Consider the following 19,112-nt stretch of genomic DNA (forward strand, 5'->3'; position numbering starts at 1 on the left):
TGCGGAAGAAATAAATAAAGTTTACACCAAGGCAGTATTTTGGAGCCGTTCGTACTGTATCTTGACATGTGGCGGTGCGCCATTGTCTGTGCTTAAACAGTATATTGAGCAACAAAAGCTGGAATGAGCGGCGGAATGCCGCTATCGCACTTCACCCCCCGCCAAGCCTGTCGGCTATGGCAGGAGCACTATGCGATGGTTTGGTAGATGCCTATTCAGGCCTGCAACTCACGCAGGGTTGTTTAGCGATAACGATCGACAAACAGAAATTGGCGATCTTCCAAGCTTTTAAAAGATTTCATTACCGTCAGGCGATCCATGGGGAGAATTGAATGGATTTGACCGATGCTGAGTTTTCCATCAATGACTTCGAGCAGGTATTGATCAGCTTCAGACATTCTACTGATTTGAGCCGCTGAAGGCCGCATTACGACTTCGGGGATATCATTTGCTTGATAAAATTCCCAATACTCCATAAACTCATGATGGTATTTCCTTAACTCAGCAATCAAAAGATTGGACTGCGGAATAGCCAAGGTTTCGGCTTGGGGAGGGGTGCGTTGGAAAAACATCCAATTGCCACTTTCCCAGGCTGTGAGAGAACAAATTCCTTGAAAGGGTTCATAGGGTTTGTTTTTAACATCGACATGCATCAAATATCCCCCCGAAAACCAGACAGTTGCCTCTTGATATGAATTCCAGAGAATGAGTTGCCCATTGCTTTGGTGAGAAATCAAATGGACCAATTCCTCTAAAAGGCTGAAATTTTCAAAATGCTGAATTTGAGGTAGGTAGGCCCGCTGAGCAGGCCCATTGGGCTGTGCTTCCGGAAAACCGCGTTCCATTACGACTTTTAAAAACTGTCGAAGTTGGCGGCAACTGAGAAAACGATGCTGACTTTTTTTCTTCAAGCAAGAAAGAATCAATTGGCTGAGATCTTCTCCCAGCGCAGGTTGGATCAAATGGGGGGATGGGGCTTCCTGATTGAGAATCATCAGCATCGCTCCGCCTGGGTTATCTGAAACGAACGGCTGTGAGCCAGTGAAAATCTCGTACATGACCACGCCCAGGGCATAAATATCGATTTGATAATTGGAGACCCGGCTGTTTTGAATCTGTTCCGGCGCCATATAGGACAGGGTTCCCACCAAAGCATCACGCGAGGAAGGGGTCTCAACACCTTCAAGGCGTGCAATCCCAAAGTCGATAAGTTTGAGATTCTGATCTTTTAAAACGATGATATTTTCAGGTTTTAAATCGCAGTGAATAATTCCGTGGGAGTGAACATATTCCAGGGCATCTGCAAGTTGATCCATCAGTTTTAGCATCATACGCGTGCTGGGTTTTTGGCTTTTGACAAATGTTTGAAGCTCTTGACCTTCAAGTAGCTCCAGCACCATGACATGGTTGCTATCTTGAACAATATATTCCTGTAGCGCCATGATATGGGGATGATTCAAAAGGCCCAGTATTTGGGCTTCTGCTTCGAAACGATCAATACGGGTCTGAATTTCTTCATCGCTGAGATGACCGGGAAGATTGAGATGTTTGACGGCAACTTTTTGATTGGTATGAAGATCCAAGGCTTGAAAAATGGTAGCCATACCGCCTTGGCCAACCTGATTCAGTAAAACATAGCGCTCAGCAAAGGTCATGCCCTGCTGTAACTGGCTTGATCTCTCCGGTGAATAAACGTTCATGACCCTACCCTCTTTACACGACTTCTTCAGCAGAGCCCACAAACTTTAGCTTAAGTGTCTGATTTACTATTTCCCTTGATTTTCTTATTATAAGCAATGTTTATGGAAATCATATTTTGTAGAGATTAAAATTTGATGACAATTTTTTTACAAAGTTTAAATTTTCTTCAAATGAACTAGCCTAAAAATGCAAGTGCTGCGACGATTAGACCAAAAATCCCACCCAATGCCCCGTACCAGGTAAGTGCATTAAAGATGGGTTGGGCAAACTCAAACAGTGATTCAATTCTGGCAGGATTCATGGCCAAGACTTCTCTGCGCACTATTCCAGCAAAATCAATCGGTTCAAGTACCTCACGGTTGTGCTGTCTCAGCCCGTCAATCAGACTATCCACCATCAGGTCTTCGACGTCTTCTTTGGTTTCTTTTTCAATGGTTTGATTCAATAAACCAATAAAATGGAGGGTTAAGTTTTTCAAGGATTCCCGGATAGATTTTTGAAAGGGCGCACTGCGTGCCAAGCCCGCTGGCGTTTGTAAAGAGAGGGTTTGAATGGCTTCAGAAACATCCGTTTCGAGTACGCGATAGTCGATCAGTCCCGTGATATCGCCTTCTCCCAGAGGTTCGAGAAAATGGTCCAATAAATTGAGATATATTTTGCGAAAGGCCCGGCCCTGGTAAATCATTTCCACCCAGTCTTGAATGTGTTCTTTGAGAGGAAGCGGATGAATGCCAGCAAAAAATTCACCTGGATAACGCTCTAGGACTTGAATTTGGATCATTTTCCAACCGGCCTCACTCAAGTTTGCGCTCAATTTTGGATGGGAGAGCTGAGGAATGAAGTGATTTTGGGCTGCTTCAAACTCCAGGGCAAAGCGTTGGTAGAGGTCTTCAAGCGAATCTATTTGCACCAATTCCAAGACTTCTTTGAAACTCAAGGTCTGAAGCAGTTCACTGAGCAGTGCGCCTGTAAACTGACTTAATACAGGCAAAGTTTGAGGATGTTCGAGAATTTTTGTTTTGATCATCTGTCTGAGTGATTCGGCATGGAAGACATCATCTTCTAAACCCAAATCTGATAAAGGGATGGCTGCAATATCTTCCCGAATATAGGTTTTTAAGACGGCCTTTAATTCACTGCTTTTTGAGTCCAGAAATCCGCCCAGTTTCTGTTCGATTAAGACATCGACTACCTTTTTGACATCATTGCGCACCCCCCCAAAATTGACAAGCATGACCTCTAAAACGCCTTGGCGCTGAATATCTGAAACCACTGCTTTGACAATTTTACTTTTATGATTGCGCATCATTTCGAGTAAATAACCCGAAAAAATGTCCATAAAAAAGTCAGATTCCTGGTAAACCCATTTCAATAGGCTGCCATCAAAGATTTCGCCAACACTGGAGTGTGAGCGCAATCCTTGTTTCAGCCAATTTTCAAGTCCGATCAGCAGGTTATCTTGCCAAGAACTGGTAGCCAGGGTGTTCAACCCCCAACTTAAGAGTGTTTCTTGAGGCAGGGTATCTGCAGGGGTTAGACTTGCAAGTCGTGTGTTGAGAAAACGATCCCAGTGCTGACCATAGCTTAAAAATTGGCTGCGAAAGTGTGAGACTTGCTTCAGTTCTTGGCCTGTTTTCGTCAGCCAGGTATGGATCTGATTCTGAAGTCCTTGCCGAATTAAAGTTAAGAAATCTCCTGAGAAGTGATTAACCAGGCTGTTTTCAGAGACCAAAAGTCTTTCCAAAGCCCGTTTTAGCCAATTGGACAAAGGATACTGGCTCTCTTGAACCTGGCCTAAAAATTCTGCGCGTAAATGCTGAAAGTCTTCGGGTTCCAATTCAACGGCACGTGCCTCTTCAACCAAATAGGAGGCGATTTCCTGGCTGTTGGCATGTAATTCTCTGAATCCCAACTCCAGAACCAAAGGGCTGAGTGTATCATAATTTTCATGGGTATAGCGGGTCAATGTGCTGTCCCAGGCCTGATAATCATTATGCGAAACCACCTGTTTTATCACATCTTTCCAACGGTGATGGTAGCGCTCAAGAATTTCGACCATATTGTCTTTGGCGAGAAGTTTTTGATCGATAAAGCGAGCCATACTCTCTGCCAGTGCAAGTTTATTTTTGATAAAGACTGCGGGTGTAAAGGGAATTTGCAAAGGGCCTAAAAATTTTGCCTGATAAGGGCGGAACAGCATGCGAATGGCCAGCCAATTGGTGCCAATGCCTGTCAAGGCATAGACCACTGGAAAACTGAGCAGGGCCCAAAATCCGGTCGTATAGGTGTGAAGCAGAGGAAGATTGAGGCCGAGTCCCATGCCTGTACCTACACTGGCGCCAAGAAAGGCTCCCAACCAGGCAATGGGCTGAAGTTCCTGACCCATGAAGCCTTCCATTTCCTGTTCCAGTTCGCGATCAGAAAATCGTGCAAAGCTTTCTTTGATGGTGATTCGGATTCTGCCATGAAAGAGACGATGATCTCGGATCAATTCGATCATAAACTTGACGATCGTTTCACGGGTGCGCGTGGCAAAGGCTTCATAGTTCGTTAGGTCGAGATAGATTTTAGCCAAGTGGGAATACAGCGTATCCACTTTTTCTCGTTGTAAAACCAGCAGGAAATCATCAAGTTTTCTTAAAAAGACGGTTTGTAATTTACTCCAAAGTGTGTCGTGAATGGCTGCAGGAATGACTTCTGAGATGGGTTTTGAAGCCAAGGTTTGAGAGAGTAAATGGCCCAGCCGATCCATGACGAATTTGCGAATGGCATCTGAATGCAACCATTTTTGCAGCCAAGGTGCCAATGCTTCTAAGCGGGGTTTGGGCAGCCAGACAGCCAAAGAGCGTTGTTTATTATTTGAAATCCAGTTCTCACTGGCCTTTTTAAGCCAATTTTCAAGTTGTGGATTTAAAAAAATGCGTTGAATCAATTGTTTGCGAAAATAAGGGTAGAGCTGTTCATTTGCCAGTTCAGCCAAGTGAAGCTGTGAGAGACCAGGCAAGCTCTCCAAGGGGCGATTCAGCCAGGGTTCAAGCAGTTTTGCATCTACACGGGGCAGGTAATAGTTGAGAATACGAATAAGCGACTGGGTCAGGGCTTCATAGTCCAGCCAATGGGTGTCCACTGTCTGGGCCAAATCGCATACGCGCGTGTTTTCGAGAAAACGAGTGGCAAGAGAGGCCATGCCCGCCTTGGATTGATTGGCGATACGGCGAATTTCCTGAATCACGTTTTCTACAATTTTATAGCGCTCAGTCAATTGTTCTGAAAAGACGGTGGCAGTGAGGTGTTTAACCAGACTTTCCTGGCGTAAATGTTCGTCAATGGAGGCTTGAATCAATTGATTCAGTTCTTGATGGTTTTGATTCATCCAACCTTCTATATGGTCAAGTAAAGCGGGCAGATACTGTTCAATCAAGCCCAAAAGCCACTCTTCGAGCCTCGGAGTTAATAAGCTTGCCAAAGGTCGCTCTACTTCTTTTAAGACAGCGACCAAATGCTTGAGAAGTTCAGCAATTAATTGTTGGCCTGTCGCTGAACTGAGAAAACTCTCTATGCGGGTAACCAATTGCTGAAAGCTCTCTCTTTGGGAGTCTTTGCCCAGGAGGTCAGCAAGGCTGCGTTCACGCAGTTGGCTTTCGAGAACTTCCCAGAGCTGGGGAATATTCAGTTCTCGATAGAGGGTATTCATTTGTTTTTCCCACCAGGAAGCCCCCAAATAATTAAAATTTGTGTGAAGTCCTTTCAGCAACTGATCCAATAACTGCTGGGCAAGATCTGAGGAGAGGATTTCTTCAAGTGGTTTTTGTTCAAGTTCTTCCATTAGGCTTTCCAAGAGGGGTTCCCATTGTTTTTCCAGAACTTGAGCAAAACTTTCAAAGAGTTGGCTTAAGAGATGGCGTAATTGCGCCTGACTGAGTAATTCTCCTACCTGCAGATGATCAAAAAGTGAATTCAATGCTGAAGAAAGGATGGTATCGCGATTTTCAACCAAAAATTTGCGTAAATTTGAAAGGGTTTGTCCATAACCGCTGATATCATGGAGGGTGTCAAATTTAGCTATTTTTTCGCGCAGTTTTTCTTCAACAATCAAGCGGATCAGTTTTTCGAAGGAGAGCTTGAATGCTTCGCTGTCAAATTCTTCAAGCAGAGTTTCAGGGGTAATCAGCCGTTCTTCAACCAGATCGCTCATGGCATCTTCAAGGTGTTCACGATCTTTGACAACTTCTCCCCCGCCGATTAAGGGGTATTGCTTGAAGAGCATTTTGATTGCCAAGGTATTGGTGATATAGCCAACCAAGCCGCCTGTCAATAAATTCAGAAGCAGCAGTAGCCCATCCATAAGCGTGTCAGGACTGCCAGGTACGTTCTTGGTTATAGGCGTTTTTGCGCCTGAAAGCTTCTTCCAGGTCTATTTCCAAGCGATTGGCGAGGGCAAGTAGGTAGTTAAAGACATCGACAATCTCTTCAGAGACTTCCGTTTTACAGGTCTCAATTTCGGGCGCTTTTTCTTGAGATTGTAGAAAAAGCTTTTCACACCGGCGGATGGCCTTAAACAATTCCCCCATTTCTTCACCCAAAAGAAAACAGTTGTGAATGAGATCCACGTCTAACCACCCCTGTTGTGTTTCCAACTGGTGGATATAGTTTTGGTAATCTGACATGGAAGCCTGGGGCGGAAGTTCAATCATCTTTACCTCTGTCTGAAGCTTTTCACTGCGTATTGTGCCACAGCTCTTGCTGGCTATGCCAGCTTAGAGATGCGGACAGCAGCGATGCCACAGCTCTTGCTGGCTATGCCAGCCAATCCTACCACTAGGCTGTCATGATCAAACTTTTGCGTGAGCCATAAAAATAGATCAAGGGCAAATGCAGACGTTGTCCCCAAAACCACTCATTGTGCTTTCCGCCTCGGTCTTCGAGATAGGCAAGATCTTCACCTTCCCGGTAACCTCTGCTTTCAAGGATTCGTTTCATCAAGCGCGTATTCTGAATATTGTAATTTCGGGCGACAGCAATTCGGGAGCCCCCTTCACGTGTCCCCATGTCCAACCAGAGTTTTAAGCCTCGCTGAATCTGAGCGGCATCGCGCAGGGCCTGGCGGTGCCCCCACCAGAATGAAGGAGAAACCATGCCAATTTTGCGAAAGACATGGGGAAAGTAAAGCCCAAGATAGAATGAAATCAGGCCTCCCAGTGAAGAGCCCATCACGCCTGTTTCTTCTGGGCCGGAGAGCGTTCGGTAGTGGTGATCCACCAGGGGTTTGGCTTCATTGACAAGAAAATGGGCATAACGCTCTCCATTTCCGCCTTCTGATCCCCAGCGCGTTTGCATGCGTGTCCAGGTATACTCGTTGTCCCGCCCTGGGGTATTGTGAACTCCCACGACAATTAAATCTTCAACCAAACGGTGGCTGATGAGGCGATTGAGCATTTTATCCACCTGCCAGGGCATGCCCCCAAAGGCCAGTTCAGGAAAAAACAAATTGTTACCGTCATGCATATACAAAACAGGAAATCTTTTTCCCGGTTCCCGATCGTAGGCGGGTGGTAAGTATATATCCAAATCACGGCTATTATTCAGATACCAGGATCGGATATGCCGTCTTTCAATCCTTCCTCGCAGATAACGAGACGGGGCAATGCGATTCAATTCCTTGTTTTTTAAACTGAGCTTTTTTACGCGCATCGATTTAAACTGCCATAAAATTTTCAACAGTGGGTTTATCAAAATCGACGGAGGCGATGCCATCACAGGCTGCACAGACCCGACCTTCTGAATCATAGATTTCGCTTCGGGCAAATACGAGGGATTGACCTGCTTTGACAAGCCGCGCCTCGGCCAAGAGAATATCTCCTTTTAAGGGGCGCACAAAATGAATATTGAGTTGAACAGTGCCTGTGCGATGCTTTTGACTGTTCACAATTCCCACCAATCCAATCATGAGGTCAAAAAGCCCCGAAATCACGGCGCCGTTAACGGCTTGTGTTCCCAGTCCTCCCCTGTGTTGAGGTTTCAGCGGATCAATCTTGGCGCGAAGTACATCATCGGCACTTAAGTCGACTTCTACGCCCATGACCTGCAATACGGGGTTGGCATTCCAGAGGCGTGCCATTTCAAGACGTTCTTCAGGGGAGAGGGGGTTTGTCTGCGGCAATGTCTGCATAAGATATCCTGATTCTTAGTTTCTGGGCTGCATTTTAGCACAGCCCTGTTGCCTGTCTGTGGAATTCGAACTGGAACTCGAAGCCGTCTCTGGGGTAAGATAGGTATATTCTGTGCTGCGAGGTCTGGGAATGCGGATTATCTTTTTAAATATTTCGGACTATCGCCATTATCACAATATTTCAAGTGGTCCGATTGGGTTGGCCTATCTCTCTGCTTCGGCCAAGGCGAGGTTTCCTGAAATTGAAATCAGTATTGAAGTCGACCCCGATCGGATCATTGCAGCCAAACCTGATATCGTGGGTATTCGTGCCTTTACAGAAACCTACAGTCAATCGATCGAAGCTGCACATCATATCCGTCGACATTTGGGCAAAGACCTGCCGATTTGGTTGGGCGGTCCCCATATCAATGCCTTACCGACTACTTTGGCCCCCATTTTTGACTTGGGCGTAGTCGGCGAAGGCGAAGAGACCTTCGTGGAACTCTTGGAATTGGCTCACTTGGGCAGATTAACCCCTGACTACCTCAAACAGGTCAAGGGGGTGGTCTATTGGGAAGAGGGGCAAAGAGTCGTGACTCCCCCCCGTGAAACCCTGATGGAACTGGATCAGATTTTGCCACCGGATCGCAGCATCATGAAGACCTGGTGGCCTCCTCAGCAGGGATATATCAATTGGCCTCAACCGATTTATACCTCTCGCGGTTGTCCGTTTAAATGTATATTTTGTATTTTCAGTCTTGAAACACAAAAAGTAAGGTATCACTCGGTGGATCGGGTGGTGACTGAAATTGAAGATATTCTGCGCTACAATCCAGGCCAGGAAAGCGTTTCGATTCATGATGACCTCTTTGCCTTGAGCAAAAAAAGGCTCTATGAATTAACCCAAGGTATTCGATCTGCGAAACTCCATAAAAAGGTTTCGTTTGTCTGTATGGCCAAGGCCAGTGTCTTCAACGATGATATGGCGATGCTGATGCGCGATATGAATGTCTCAATTGTCACCTTTGGTTTGGAATCTGGCGTTCAGCGTCAGCTTGAATACCTGAAAGGCCCGCGCAATAAAGTTTCGGATAATCGACGTGCGATCGATATCTGTGCCCGTCATGGCATTCGGATGGGGGGCTATTTTATAATCGGCACACCAACTGAGACCCATTCAGAATTGCAAGAGGCCTATTGGTTTATTCGCGATAACTATCCCCCCCTTTCAATGGCTGGGGTCTTTCGCTTGACGCCTTTTCCAGGTACCAAGTTCTGGAAAGAGGCTGTCGAAAGAGGGATTGTTCACGATCAAATGGAGGATTGGCGACCCTTTAATTACTTGGATATGGACAAACGGGATTATCTCTTTTTTAACGAAAACTATTCGCTGGAGACATTTAAAGAGGCCTATACACATTTTTGTAGCCTGATGGATCGCAATAATTTAGGCATCAGCATGGAAGATCACGAGAAGCGTCTTGTGGGTTTTCAGGAGCCCGTCTATCTGGAGCATCTGCGTCAATTGAAACAAGGTCAAAGCGTGCTTGAAGTCTCTGGTTTTACGCGTATGTCTGCGAGTACAGTTCTTGAAGACTTGGATTTGGACTTACAGGTCACACGCCTCAAACCTTGGGAACCGTTTGAGGCGGTTCAAAGCCAGTCCTATGATTTAATCATCTGTAATTTTGCACTTGAACAGATGGCGCAAAAGCCTGCGCTTTTGTTAAGCCGTTTGAACAGCTGTTTGGCTCCAGGGGGAAGACTTTTGATCTTTATCTATAATCCGCGCCATGAATCTGTGATTATGCGACTTTTGGCGGGAGCCTGGGACAATGAACTCTGGGGTTTTAAACCCTTTGATATGTATACATTTTTGACTCCAGAACAGTTAGAAAAAAATTTAATGGATATGAATCTGAAAATAGAAAGTATTCAGCCTTTGCGTCAGGATGCTATTTCTCCGCGTGAAAGTGCAGTACAACCTCAGGTTCAGCAGGTCTTATCTCTGCTTCAGACGCAGATCGGGGGGCCCCCATTGTCCGCATACCGTGAATTCGCCTATACTGTTTTGACACAACCGAAAGAGAGCAAACCCTCCGATGGGAGACATTTTCAAGCGACTCGTCAACTTGGCGAAAGCCGAAATTTCACACTTGAGTCAACCGGACCGTGAGCTGACTGAAGAATTCAAAGCCTGGTTTGATCATCAACCCGGCCATGATCGCTACCGTGAAGCCTTTGATCGGGAGTATCAACGTCAATACGGTCAGGGACATCAATACTCTCAGGGTCGTGAGCAACGTCAAAATCAGCAAAGCTCAAGCTATTCTGAAAACCAGGGCTACGATCCGTATAAGGTCTTGGAGATCAATTCTCAGGCCTCTTGGGAAGAAATTGAAAAGGCCTATAAAAAATTGGTAAGAAAATACCATCCCGATCGCTATCAGAGTGCCGAAGACCGTGAGACGGCCACCCGTGTGATGTCGATGATCAATGCTTCCTTTAGCTTTTTGAAAGAAAAACACGGCAAAAAATAGTGTCTTTACAGGATTGGATGCAATTGGCTTTGACCGAAGCTGAGAGCGCTTCTTCACAGGGCCATGTCCCTGTGGGGGCTGTTTTGGTTTTTCAGGAAAAATGTCTCTTCAAAGGCCATAATCTATCTGGCCACAGTGATTTCCCGCTCAAACACGCTGAAATGAAGGTGCTTGAAATGGCGATGGGGCATTTATCCCAGGAAGAATGGCGTATGGCGACCCTCTATGTCACGCTGGAACCCTGTCCGATGTGCATGGGGGCCATTCTGCATACCCATTTGGGTCGCCTGGTCTTTGGGGCAGCAAATTTGAAATGGGGAGCCTGCGGTAGCGTAGCCGATTTAAGCCATCTCTATCCCAGCCAAAACCTTGAAATCATTGGCGGTGTTTTGGAGTCTCAGTCTCAAAGCTTGCTCAGTTCCTTTTTTAAGGCCTGTCGCTAAGGCGCGCTTGACTCTGCGGGGGGCGGATCTGAGAGTGGAGTTTCTGGAGACGGCGAAGCCTCACTTTCTGTGTTATTTTCAAGCGTTTCACTCTCTGGACTGGCTTCTGAAGAGGGGGAGGCCGTCGCTTCTTCGCCAGCGCTTGAATCTGCAGATTCGATGGGGGTAGGAGAGACTGTGCTTTCAGGGGATGGGGTCGCCGTGTTTGGACTGGTTGTTTCTGTGGGGGGATTGCTGGCGATGGTCGCTGCCGGACTCGGGAAGGAGGCGGGTGCTGCCTGCTCAAGTGGTGCTGAAGATTGAAGCGGGGAGGTTCTTTCGGGTTTGTGCGCAGGCGGACGCGTCATTTGCCAGCCCACAATCATTAGCAAGAGGATGGCGCCAATACCTGAATAGATAATCATTTGTTTGGAGTTTTCAGACTCCAGGGCTTTTTTTGCAATTTCCTCAGGGCTGGTCGCGATACGAACGACCTCTTCCTGGGAGGCAGAAGGACTCCCTTTTAATTTCGCATCTGGCGTTTTACCCGCACTTTTCCAACCACAAAACATGCAGGTTAGGGATTGGTCAGATTTTACCACAACCACGCGATTACAAATTGGACATTGCTTTTCAGACATATAAGATTCCTGTAGTTATAATAGTCTTCTGAAATTTTTATACTTTTTGCAAAACCGTTTCTAAAGCTTGTTTTTGTTCAAACTTCTCCAACCCAATGATTTCCGTGCGCCTTATAGCTTTGAGCCCACCCAGACAGAAGATCAGCGGGCAAGGGGCCTTTTTCAAGCGCTTGGCTGAGTTCGCTTAAATTTTTGATCTGGCGGGTGCCAGCGATACACGTGTCCACACCGTCTGCAAAAGCCGTAAAACGCAAGGCCTGATCAGTCGTGATTTGCTCAGGTTTCATGCCCATGGCTTGCCAGCGTAGCCAATAATTTTCGCAATAGTCCCCGTATGGGCGTGTTTGAAATCGCCAGAAGGCGTTGGCCAAAGGACGCTTGGCAATCACGCCCAGGCCTTTGGCTTTTGCAATGGGTAACAGATGCTGAAGACTGTAGCGGTCGCAGATATTGACGGAGCATTGAATACTGTCAAAGACGCCAGCGTGTATCGCCCACTCCAAGGCTTGGTTTTCACCGGAATAAGCCATGAGCCGTACTTTTCCAGCCTGTTTGGCCTTTGCAAGCGCGGCGATCACTTCTCCGTATTCTAAGGTTCCGATAGGACAAGAATGCAGGTGAACGATATCCAGCCAATCGGTCTTTAGGTTTTTGAGCGCCTCATCAATGCCAGCTTCAATACAGGCGGCTGTCCAGTCTGGAATGCCTTCAATGCCATAGCCAATTTTTGTCGATAGAATCAGGTCAGAGCGTTTGTGTTGAAGGAATTTGCCAATCCGTGTTTCAGAGGCTCCATATCCCCGTGCTGTGTCGATCAGGTTAATACCAGAATCCAGCACATGGTTCAATAAGGCTTCAGCTTCACGATCACTGAGTTCATTGCCCCCAATATGGCCTGCGCCAAATCCAAGCGCAGAAACCTGCAGACCTGAGTTTCCAAAGGCACGTTTGATCATGACTTGGTTTCTTTTTCAATTCGCTTGATATGGGTATTCAATTGTTCAAGGGGCAAGGCAAAGCCTGAAGCATTCCGATGTCCTCCTCCGCCAAATTCACGGCAGATGGCGCTGACATCAAATTCGCCAATGGAACGCAGACTGAATTTTCGCAATCCCTTTTGATCTGAAAAAGACATGGCAAAAGGGGCTTCTGGAAAACGCAAACACAAGTTGTTGCCCAATTCAGAAGCAAAGAGTGGCGTATTGACACCGGGAACCTCATGGCCTAAAATTTCAAACCAATCGACTCTTTGCCCCAGATTTTCAATCAATTGGTGCTTATAGCGCAGGGTAATTTTACCTTCTTCGCGTAAGGTGTCTACTTCCAAGCTGTTCCAGACTTCGAACTCCATTGGATAGATACTCAAGGCTGTGGTAATTTCATGGGCATCTGGAAGCGACCAGGTCCACAAATCCTGATCTTGAATATACTTGAGGAGTTCAGGAATGGGTTCCTCAGGAAAAAAATATTGCCAGGTCATCACTGCACCAGAACGATGCATATCGAATTCAGCAAAATCCAGATCTTTTAATTCTGCCAGTGCAGTTTTGTGATGATCAAGAACCTTTAATTTAGAGCGTTGGGATAATTCTAGCAATGTTTCACGATCAAAGGAGAAATCCAGAATATAGACTTCTGAGCCCGAAGGTATTTCTGGAAGTGTTGCACCATGGCGCATGGGGATATAAATAGCCGTCTCTGAAAATTTTTTCCAGGCTGCCCATGCGGCTCCGAAACCGTCAGGGCAATTGGCATGGTAAAGAACATAACGCGACATGTCATTTCCTCCGCAAAGAATGCAGGTATTATAGCTTGTTTCTGCTCAAGATACAGATCGGCCCAAGGGAGTCGGGTTACAATATCTGAGTCTAAAATTCTGGAGGAGAAAAATGTCACAGATCCCGCATTATCTGGAAGTGATTGCAGAGTGGCACCGCGAACACCACCCCCTATCTGTGAAGGCACTTCAAGCACCTTTGACGCTTGAACAAATACAGAAACTCAGCTCGGAACTGCCTTTCAGCTTGCCTGAAGAATTAATCGAACTCTATCAATGGCACAATGGACAATCCAATAACCGGCCCTTTTTTGGGGGCTATACTTTCTATCCTCTGGAAGAAGCGATTGAAGAATATCAATTGGCACTTGAAACCTCAGAAGAAGAAGGGCGTTTATGGAAAGCGAGCTGGTTTCCTGTTTTTGGTTTTCAAGGGGACTATTTTGTTTTGGATTGTGAAAGCGAACTTCAACCTTCTCCCATTTTCATGTCCCTGGACAGTGAAAGCTTGGCCCCATGCTGGTATGAAAATCTTGAGAAAATGCTGCTCACTCTCAAACAGTGTTTTGAAAAAGGGGCGTATTTCTTGGATGAGGATGAGATCCTGCTTGAAGATTATGAAAGTGTTGAGCAAATTCGGCTGAGCATCAATCAGAAGGTAGATCGCTATGCGACTGAAGAGGAACTCTCTGAATTTGAACCCCATCAGGAAATTGAAGATTTGATCGATGGCTCACGTAAAGTCACCTCCTGGCTTTCGGAACATCAGCATACGGTTGAATTCTTTGGCCCCGATGGTCGAAAGCGCTGGCAAGACATATTTTGGGGAGATGAATTGAGACGCAAAGATATTTGGGAGTTTACGGGGCCCAGTGAGGCAGTGATTACCAGCGAAAACTATTCAGGGATGCTTTTTTCAACCCGTGCCTATGCAGATATTTTGCCGGGTGGCGAAGTGATGACACGACGTGTTGAAACGATCATCAACGGTGAAGTTGTTTCTGAAGAGGATTTCAATGAACAAGAAGAAGATTAAAACATGGCTTTATGCGATGAAAATCAAGCTTTATTGGACTATTTAAGACAAAATAAACAGCTCTGGCATATTCTTAAGACTCTGCCTGAATTGCCGTGTAATGCTTGGCTTGCGGCAGGCAGCATTATGGAAACGGTTTGGAATCTTCAAGCGAAGTTTCCTGCAGATCGGGGGATTCGTGATTACGATCTGATTTATTGCGATCCCGGCGATCTCTCATGGGAAGCTGAGGATCGACTGATTCAGCACGGGCGCAGGCTCTGGCCAAATCTTGAAATTGAGATACGCAACCAGTCACGGGTACATTTGTGGTATCCCGAGCGCTTTCATATCGCAATAGAACCCCTCACGTCGATTACCCAGGCCATGTTATTGTGGCCAGCGACTTGCCATGCGATTGCAGTCAAGCTCGTGGGAGAAGAGCTTGAAGTCATTGCTCCCTGGGGATTAGAAGATCTGTGGCAGGGAATTGCCCGACCCAACCCTGCTTGTCCTGATACCCAGGCCTTTCAAAAAAAAGTGCAGCGCTGGACTCTTTTGTGGGATCTTACTGTTTGTTATAATTTAAAAAATTGATATGATGAATATATCTCGTTTCTGTCTCATTATTGCAAAAAAAGTACATAATTATGACGCTGATTTCAGAAAATAATGGTATTTACTTCTTTTCAGTGCCATCACCCGATAGAACGGTTGTGCTGCCGCACGCTGAAAATATCATGGTGATTTGCAATGAAAGTACTCAATATTGTTTACATTCTTCTCAAGTTAAAGAACTTATTTTTGATTCTACTTTGCCCAGACAAGCCATCCCTTCTTCAAATTTGGAGAAATTGTCTGAAATTTTCAGTCAACTGGGTATCTCCTTGGGGTGTTTTGTAGATATCGGTGCTTATGATGGTTTGAACTATTCCAATACCTATCCCTTGATGTGTGCGGGCTGGTCAGGGCTGATGCTTGAATGTGACCCCTGCCGTTTTACAACTTTGGCTGAAATTTGTCGTGATTATCCTGCTGTACAGGTTTCCAGAGCCAAAGTCAGCCCGAAAAATATTCTTGCTCATTTGGCTTCTGCAGAGATCCCGATCGAGTTTGATTTTTTAAGCCTCGATATTGATAGCTATGATTATTTTGTTTTGGAAGCACTTTTAGATAGGTATCACCCAACGGTGATCTGTGCTGAAGTCAATGAAGTGATCCCCCCCCCGATTGAGTTTACGGTGAAATACCGACCTGATTTCAGTTTGGACTTAAGCAGCCGGTTTTTTGGCATGAGTTTAACCAAACTTGCAAAATTGGCAAATCGCCATGGCTATCTTCTGGCGCATATGCACTATATGGATGTTATTTTAATTGATGCCCGATTTGCAATTAAAGACCCTGAAAACCTGAGTGCATTTTACAAACGTTCTTTTTTAGATTTGCCCAGACCCACCTATTATCAAGATTACCCCTTTGATGTAGAAGCTCTGCTCAATGCGCCTCCTGAAGTGGGTCTTCAAATTTTATTGAATAGTTTCTCTCCTTTTCAGGGGCAATTTGAGCTTTCTCTTTCCACTGAAGGTTTTGCTCTGAGTTAAAGCCGACTCAGGGCAGAACAGGCCTGTTTCGCTGGTATAATAAAGACAGATATGAATTGCTGAGATCTGTAAGGAGAAAAACCATGGGCCAAATGACTGTTTCGAATGAACTGACCCTGAGTGGACTTGAAGCTTTATTGGAAGGGCAGGCTCCTGTTGCCCTTCGGGCTCCCCATGGTACCCATCTGAATTGTAAAGGTTGGATTCAGGAAGCCGCCCTGCGCATGCTTTTAAACAATTTGGATTCTGAAGTAGCTGAACACCCAGAAAGTTTAGTTGTTTACGGCGGAAGCGGAAAAGCAGCCCGAAATTGGGAGGCTTTGCGGCAAATTGTTAAAACCCTGCTGACACTTGAAAATGATGAAACCCTCCTGGTTCAATCCGGTAAACCTGTCGGGGTATTTAAATCGCATCCTGATGCGCCGCGCGTTTTAATCGCCAACTCCAATCTGGTGCCCCATTGGGCAACCTGGGAAAAATTTCGTGAATTGGAAGCCCTGGGTCTGATGATGTATGGTCAGATGACGGCGGGAAGCTGGATCTATATCGGTACCCAAGGCATTTTGCAAGGAACCTATGAAACATTTCGAGCTGTTGCTGAAAAACATTTCAAAGGCAGCCTGGAAGGGCGTTTGTGTGTTACAGCAGGTCTGGGAGGCATGGGGGGCGCGCAGCCACTCGCGATTAAAATGAATGGGGGCGTTGCGCTCTGCGTTGAAGTAGATCGCTCGCGGATTGAACGACGGATTGAAACCCGCTATTTGGATCAATGGTATGAAGATGTCAATACCGCCATTGACCATGCCTTAGAAGCCAAGCGCAATGGTTGGGCCCGTTCGATTGGACTGGTTGGCAATGCGGCAGAGGTTTTACCAGAATTGGTGAATCAGGGCATTGTACCGGATATCGTTACCGATCAAACCAGTGCCCATGATCCTCTCAATGGCTATGTGCCTGCTGAATACAGTCTCAGTGATGCAGAACATTTACGCAAAGCAGATCCTGACCGTTATATTCAACTCTCTCTGCATTCGATGGTCCGGCATGTTGAGGCCATGGTGACCCTTCAGAGCAGAGGCTCTGTGGTCTTTGATTATGGCAATAATATTCGCCAACAGGCCTTTAACAGGGGCTTCGAGCGGGCTTTTGCTTTTCCAGGCTTTGTACCGGCCTATATTCGCCAGCTTTTTTGTGATGGCAAAGGGCCTTTTCGCTGGGCTGCCCTGTCTGGGAAAGCTGAAGATATTTACCGCATTGACCAGTTAATTCTTGACGAGTTCAGTGATGATCCTGGCTTAATGAACTGGATCCAAATGGCACAGGAGCAGGTGGCTTTTCAGGGCCTGCCTGCTCGCATCTGTTGGTTGGGTTACGGAGAAAGGGCCCGTTTGGGGCGACGTATCAATGATTTGGTGGCCAGTGGAGAAGTGTCTGCGCCGATCGTGATTGGCCGTGACCATTTGGACTGCGGCTCTGTCGCTTCGCCCAACCGAGAAACCGAATCCATGTTGGATGGCAGTGATGCTGTCTCAGATTGGGTGTTTTTGAATGCCATGATCAATGCTGTGGGCGGCGCTTCTTGGGTTTCAATCCACCATGGAGGAGGCGTTGGCATTGGCTATTCTCAACATGCTGGCATGGTGATCGTAGCCGATGGCAGCAAAGAAGCCGATGTGCGTTTGGAACGTGTTTTGACCTCTGATCCAGGCATGGGCATTATTCGCCATGTGGATGCAGGCTATGAAGAAGCCTGTGACGCTGCCCACCGTCACGGGGTGCGTATCCCCATGTGGGAAAAATGAAACTTCTCAGTTTTCAGGTTAAAAAATCCTTGCCTCGCGCGGGTCTTTTAACCCGCCATGGGGTTGTAGATCTTGCTGCCGCTTCTCAGCAATTCTTGACTCAAGCTTTGCCCGATCAGGTTTTACAGGTTTTGCGTCAAGATCCTGGGCTGGTTCAGACCCAGCACTTGGCAGATTGGATAGAAAGCCAGGATTCTTTTTTAGCGCTTGCACTTGAAAATGTTTCACTTTGTCCGCCCGTACTGTTTCCGGGGGCGATGTTGGATTTCTATACTTTTGAACAGCATGTGGCAACCTGCCGTGCAAAACGAGGTCTAGAGGTTGTGCCTGAATGGTATCAGTATCCTGTCTATTATAATGGCAATCCCCGTGCACTTGTGGGCCATGGGGTGGATGTCTTTTTCCCGAAGGCCGAAACAAAACGCGATTATGAGTTGGAATTGGCGATCATCATCGGCAAAGAAGGCAGGGATATCCCACGGGAATCTGCGCATGAATATATTGCAGGCTATACCATTCTGAATGACTGGAGTGCGCGCGCCATTCAGGCCGAAGTCATGAAAGTGGGTTTGGGACCAGCAAAGGGGAAAGATTTTGCCAGCAGCTTGGGGCCCTGGTTGGTAACACCTGATGAAATCGGAGACCCCCGTGATTTAACCATGGTGGCAAGGGTGAATGGTGAAGAATGGTCTCGCGGAAATTCAGGCAGTTCCTATTATCGCTTTGAAGAGATGATCGCCTTCGCCTCGGAAGGGGTTACGCTTTATCCGGGTGACCTGCTCGGTTCGGGTACGGTGGGTACTGGCTGTGGATTGGAATTGGGCAAGTTTCTCCAGCCCGGTGATTGGGTTGAGCTGGAGATTGAAAAGATTGGAACCCTTGCAAATCGGGTGTTTTAAACCGATTCACTGACCCGACTGGGAAAAAGTTTTGCATGTGAATTATCTTTGAGTGCTTCGCCTGGTAGCCCCCAATTGTGTGAATAACTGAGTGCTCCACTTTTATGCAGCGTTAGCAGAATATTTTCACGAAAACCTTCTGTAGTCTGCGTATCGCCAAATTCAAATTTACACAGATGATCCCCCAAGGCATTAAATTCTTCTGCAATCAGAGCATGGCAGAGCAAACCCTCAGTATTTGAACTCAAGGCCCAAAGGCAGATGGTACCACTGGAATCGTGGGCCAGAAAAGCGTGCTCATGGTGCAGCAGCTGTGCTTCTCGGCTCGCAGTATAATCCAGTTTGATCCCTTTGCAATCGCGCAGCGATTCAAGTTTTAATTCAGCTTGAAAGCCTTCGCCATCATGGGAGATTCCCTGACCGAGATAGCGACCTTCCCAAGATTTCAGTTTTTCGATTAAGCTCATATGAGAATTCCTCGTTTAGATCCAAAAATGATTGATTGAAGACAAGGGGGCTTCATGCCCCTTTTTTCAATATTTCGGTAGTGAATGCTTCATTCT

The 19,112-nt window shown here is 46.4% G+C and carries 18 protein-coding genes; 9 read left to right on the forward strand and 9 right to left on the reverse strand.

The genetic code is table 11. From position 1 onward, the window contains the following. A partial coding sequence (locus COW20_00420) for an IS200/IS605 family transposase (protein PIW50971.1) occupies positions 1-127 on the forward strand: 127 nt, incomplete at its 5' end. A 115-nt stretch (positions 128-242) separates the two neighbouring features. Here COW20_00420 and COW20_00425 read toward each other — a convergent pair. From COW20_00425 to COW20_00445, 5 genes are all read right to left on the reverse strand, one after another. After that, a complete protein-coding gene (locus COW20_00425) occupies positions 243-1,700 on the reverse strand; it encodes a hypothetical protein (GenBank protein ID PIW50972.1) in 1,458 nt (485 codons plus the stop codon). Positions 1,701-1,876: 176 nt separating this feature from the next. After that, entirely contained in the window at positions 1,877-6,046 is a 4,170-nt protein-coding gene (locus COW20_00430) for a hypothetical protein (protein ID PIW50973.1), read from the reverse strand. 7 nt (positions 6,047-6,053) lie between these two features. Beyond that, positions 6,054-6,395, reverse strand: a complete 342-nt coding sequence (locus COW20_00435) for a hypothetical protein (GenBank protein PIW50974.1) — start codon at positions 6,393-6,395, stop codon at positions 6,054-6,056. Positions 6,396-6,519: 124 nt separating this feature from the next. Further along, the gene (locus COW20_00440; GenBank protein ID PIW50975.1) at positions 6,520-7,488 is read right to left on the reverse strand and encodes an esterase; all 969 of its coding nucleotides are present in this window, start codon (positions 7,486-7,488) and stop codon (positions 6,520-6,522) included. After that, positions 7,397-7,870 (reverse strand): hypothetical protein, encoded by a 474-nt coding sequence (locus tag COW20_00445; GenBank protein PIW50976.1) that lies wholly within the window; start codon positions 7,868-7,870, stop codon positions 7,397-7,399. The genes COW20_00440 and COW20_00445 overlap by 92 nt, the downstream gene beginning before the upstream one ends. A 112-nt stretch (positions 7,871-7,982) precedes the next feature. Between COW20_00445 and COW20_00450 the strand changes: the two genes are divergently transcribed. Genes COW20_00450 through COW20_00460 form a run of 3 tightly spaced genes read left to right on the forward strand, consistent with a single transcriptional unit; the run spans position 7,983 to position 10,835 of the window. Beyond that, positions 7,983-10,028 carry a hypothetical protein gene (locus COW20_00450; protein PIW50977.1) on the forward strand — a complete coding sequence of 682 codons (2,046 nt, stop codon included), beginning with the start codon at positions 7,983-7,985 and terminating at the stop codon, positions 10,026-10,028. After that, positions 9,955-10,392, forward strand: coding sequence for a hypothetical protein (locus COW20_00455; protein PIW50978.1), 438 nt, complete (start codon positions 9,955-9,957; stop codon positions 10,390-10,392). Before COW20_00450 ends, COW20_00455 begins: the two co-directional genes overlap by 74 nt. Further along, entirely contained in the window at positions 10,392-10,835 is a 444-nt protein-coding gene (locus COW20_00460) for a tRNA-specific adenosine deaminase (GenBank protein ID PIW50979.1), read from the forward strand. The genes COW20_00455 and COW20_00460 overlap by 1 nt, the downstream gene beginning before the upstream one ends. Here COW20_00460 and COW20_00465 read toward each other — a convergent pair. The 3 genes from COW20_00465 to COW20_00475 form a co-directional block, all read right to left on the reverse strand. Further along, entirely contained in the window at positions 10,832-11,455 is a 624-nt protein-coding gene (locus COW20_00465) for a hypothetical protein (GenBank protein PIW50980.1), read from the reverse strand. The genes COW20_00460 and COW20_00465 overlap by 4 nt on opposite strands. Before the next feature lie 77 nt (positions 11,456-11,532). Beyond that, positions 11,533-12,411 (reverse strand): aldo/keto reductase, encoded by an 879-nt coding sequence (locus tag COW20_00470; protein PIW50981.1) that lies wholly within the window; start codon positions 12,409-12,411, stop codon positions 11,533-11,535. Next, positions 12,408-13,232 (reverse strand): phosphoesterase, encoded by an 825-nt coding sequence (locus COW20_00475; protein ID PIW50982.1) that lies wholly within the window; start codon positions 13,230-13,232, stop codon positions 12,408-12,410. Before COW20_00475 ends, COW20_00470 begins: the two co-directional genes overlap by 4 nt. A gap of 112 nt (positions 13,233-13,344) precedes the next feature. Here COW20_00475 and COW20_00480 point away from each other — a divergent pair, with 112 nt between their 5' ends. From COW20_00480 to COW20_00500, 5 genes are all read left to right on the forward strand, one after another. Then, complete coding sequence (locus tag COW20_00480) at positions 13,345-14,268, forward strand: hypothetical protein (GenBank protein PIW50983.1); 924 nt, start codon at positions 13,345-13,347, stop codon at positions 14,266-14,268. Between the two features lie 3 nt (positions 14,269-14,271). Next, positions 14,272-14,844, forward strand: coding sequence for a hypothetical protein (locus COW20_00485; protein ID PIW50984.1), 573 nt, complete (start codon positions 14,272-14,274; stop codon positions 14,842-14,844). Positions 14,845-14,897: 53 nt separating this feature from the next. Beyond that, positions 14,898-15,848, forward strand: coding sequence for a hypothetical protein (locus COW20_00490; protein ID PIW50985.1), 951 nt, complete (start codon positions 14,898-14,900; stop codon positions 15,846-15,848). A 92-nt stretch (positions 15,849-15,940) separates the two neighbouring features. Beyond that, a complete protein-coding gene (gene hutU / locus COW20_00495; protein PIW51051.1) occupies positions 15,941-17,650 on the forward strand; it encodes a urocanate hydratase in 1,710 nt (569 codons plus the stop codon). Next, positions 17,647-18,549 (forward strand): fumarylacetoacetase, encoded by a 903-nt coding sequence (locus COW20_00500; GenBank protein ID PIW50986.1) that lies wholly within the window; start codon positions 17,647-17,649, stop codon positions 18,547-18,549. Before hutU ends, COW20_00500 begins: the two co-directional genes overlap by 4 nt. Here the strand turns inward: COW20_00500 and COW20_00505 are convergent. Beyond that, entirely contained in the window at positions 18,546-19,016 is a 471-nt protein-coding gene (locus tag COW20_00505; GenBank protein ID PIW50987.1) for a hypothetical protein, read from the reverse strand. The two genes, COW20_00500 and COW20_00505, sit on opposite strands and share 4 nt — an antisense overlap. Positions 19,017-19,112 lie beyond the last annotated feature (96 nt).

Source organism: bacterium (Candidatus Blackallbacteria) CG13_big_fil_rev_8_21_14_2_50_49_14 (genome assembly GCA_002783405.1).
GTDB lineage: Bacteria > Cyanobacteriota > Sericytochromatia > UBA7694 > UBA7694.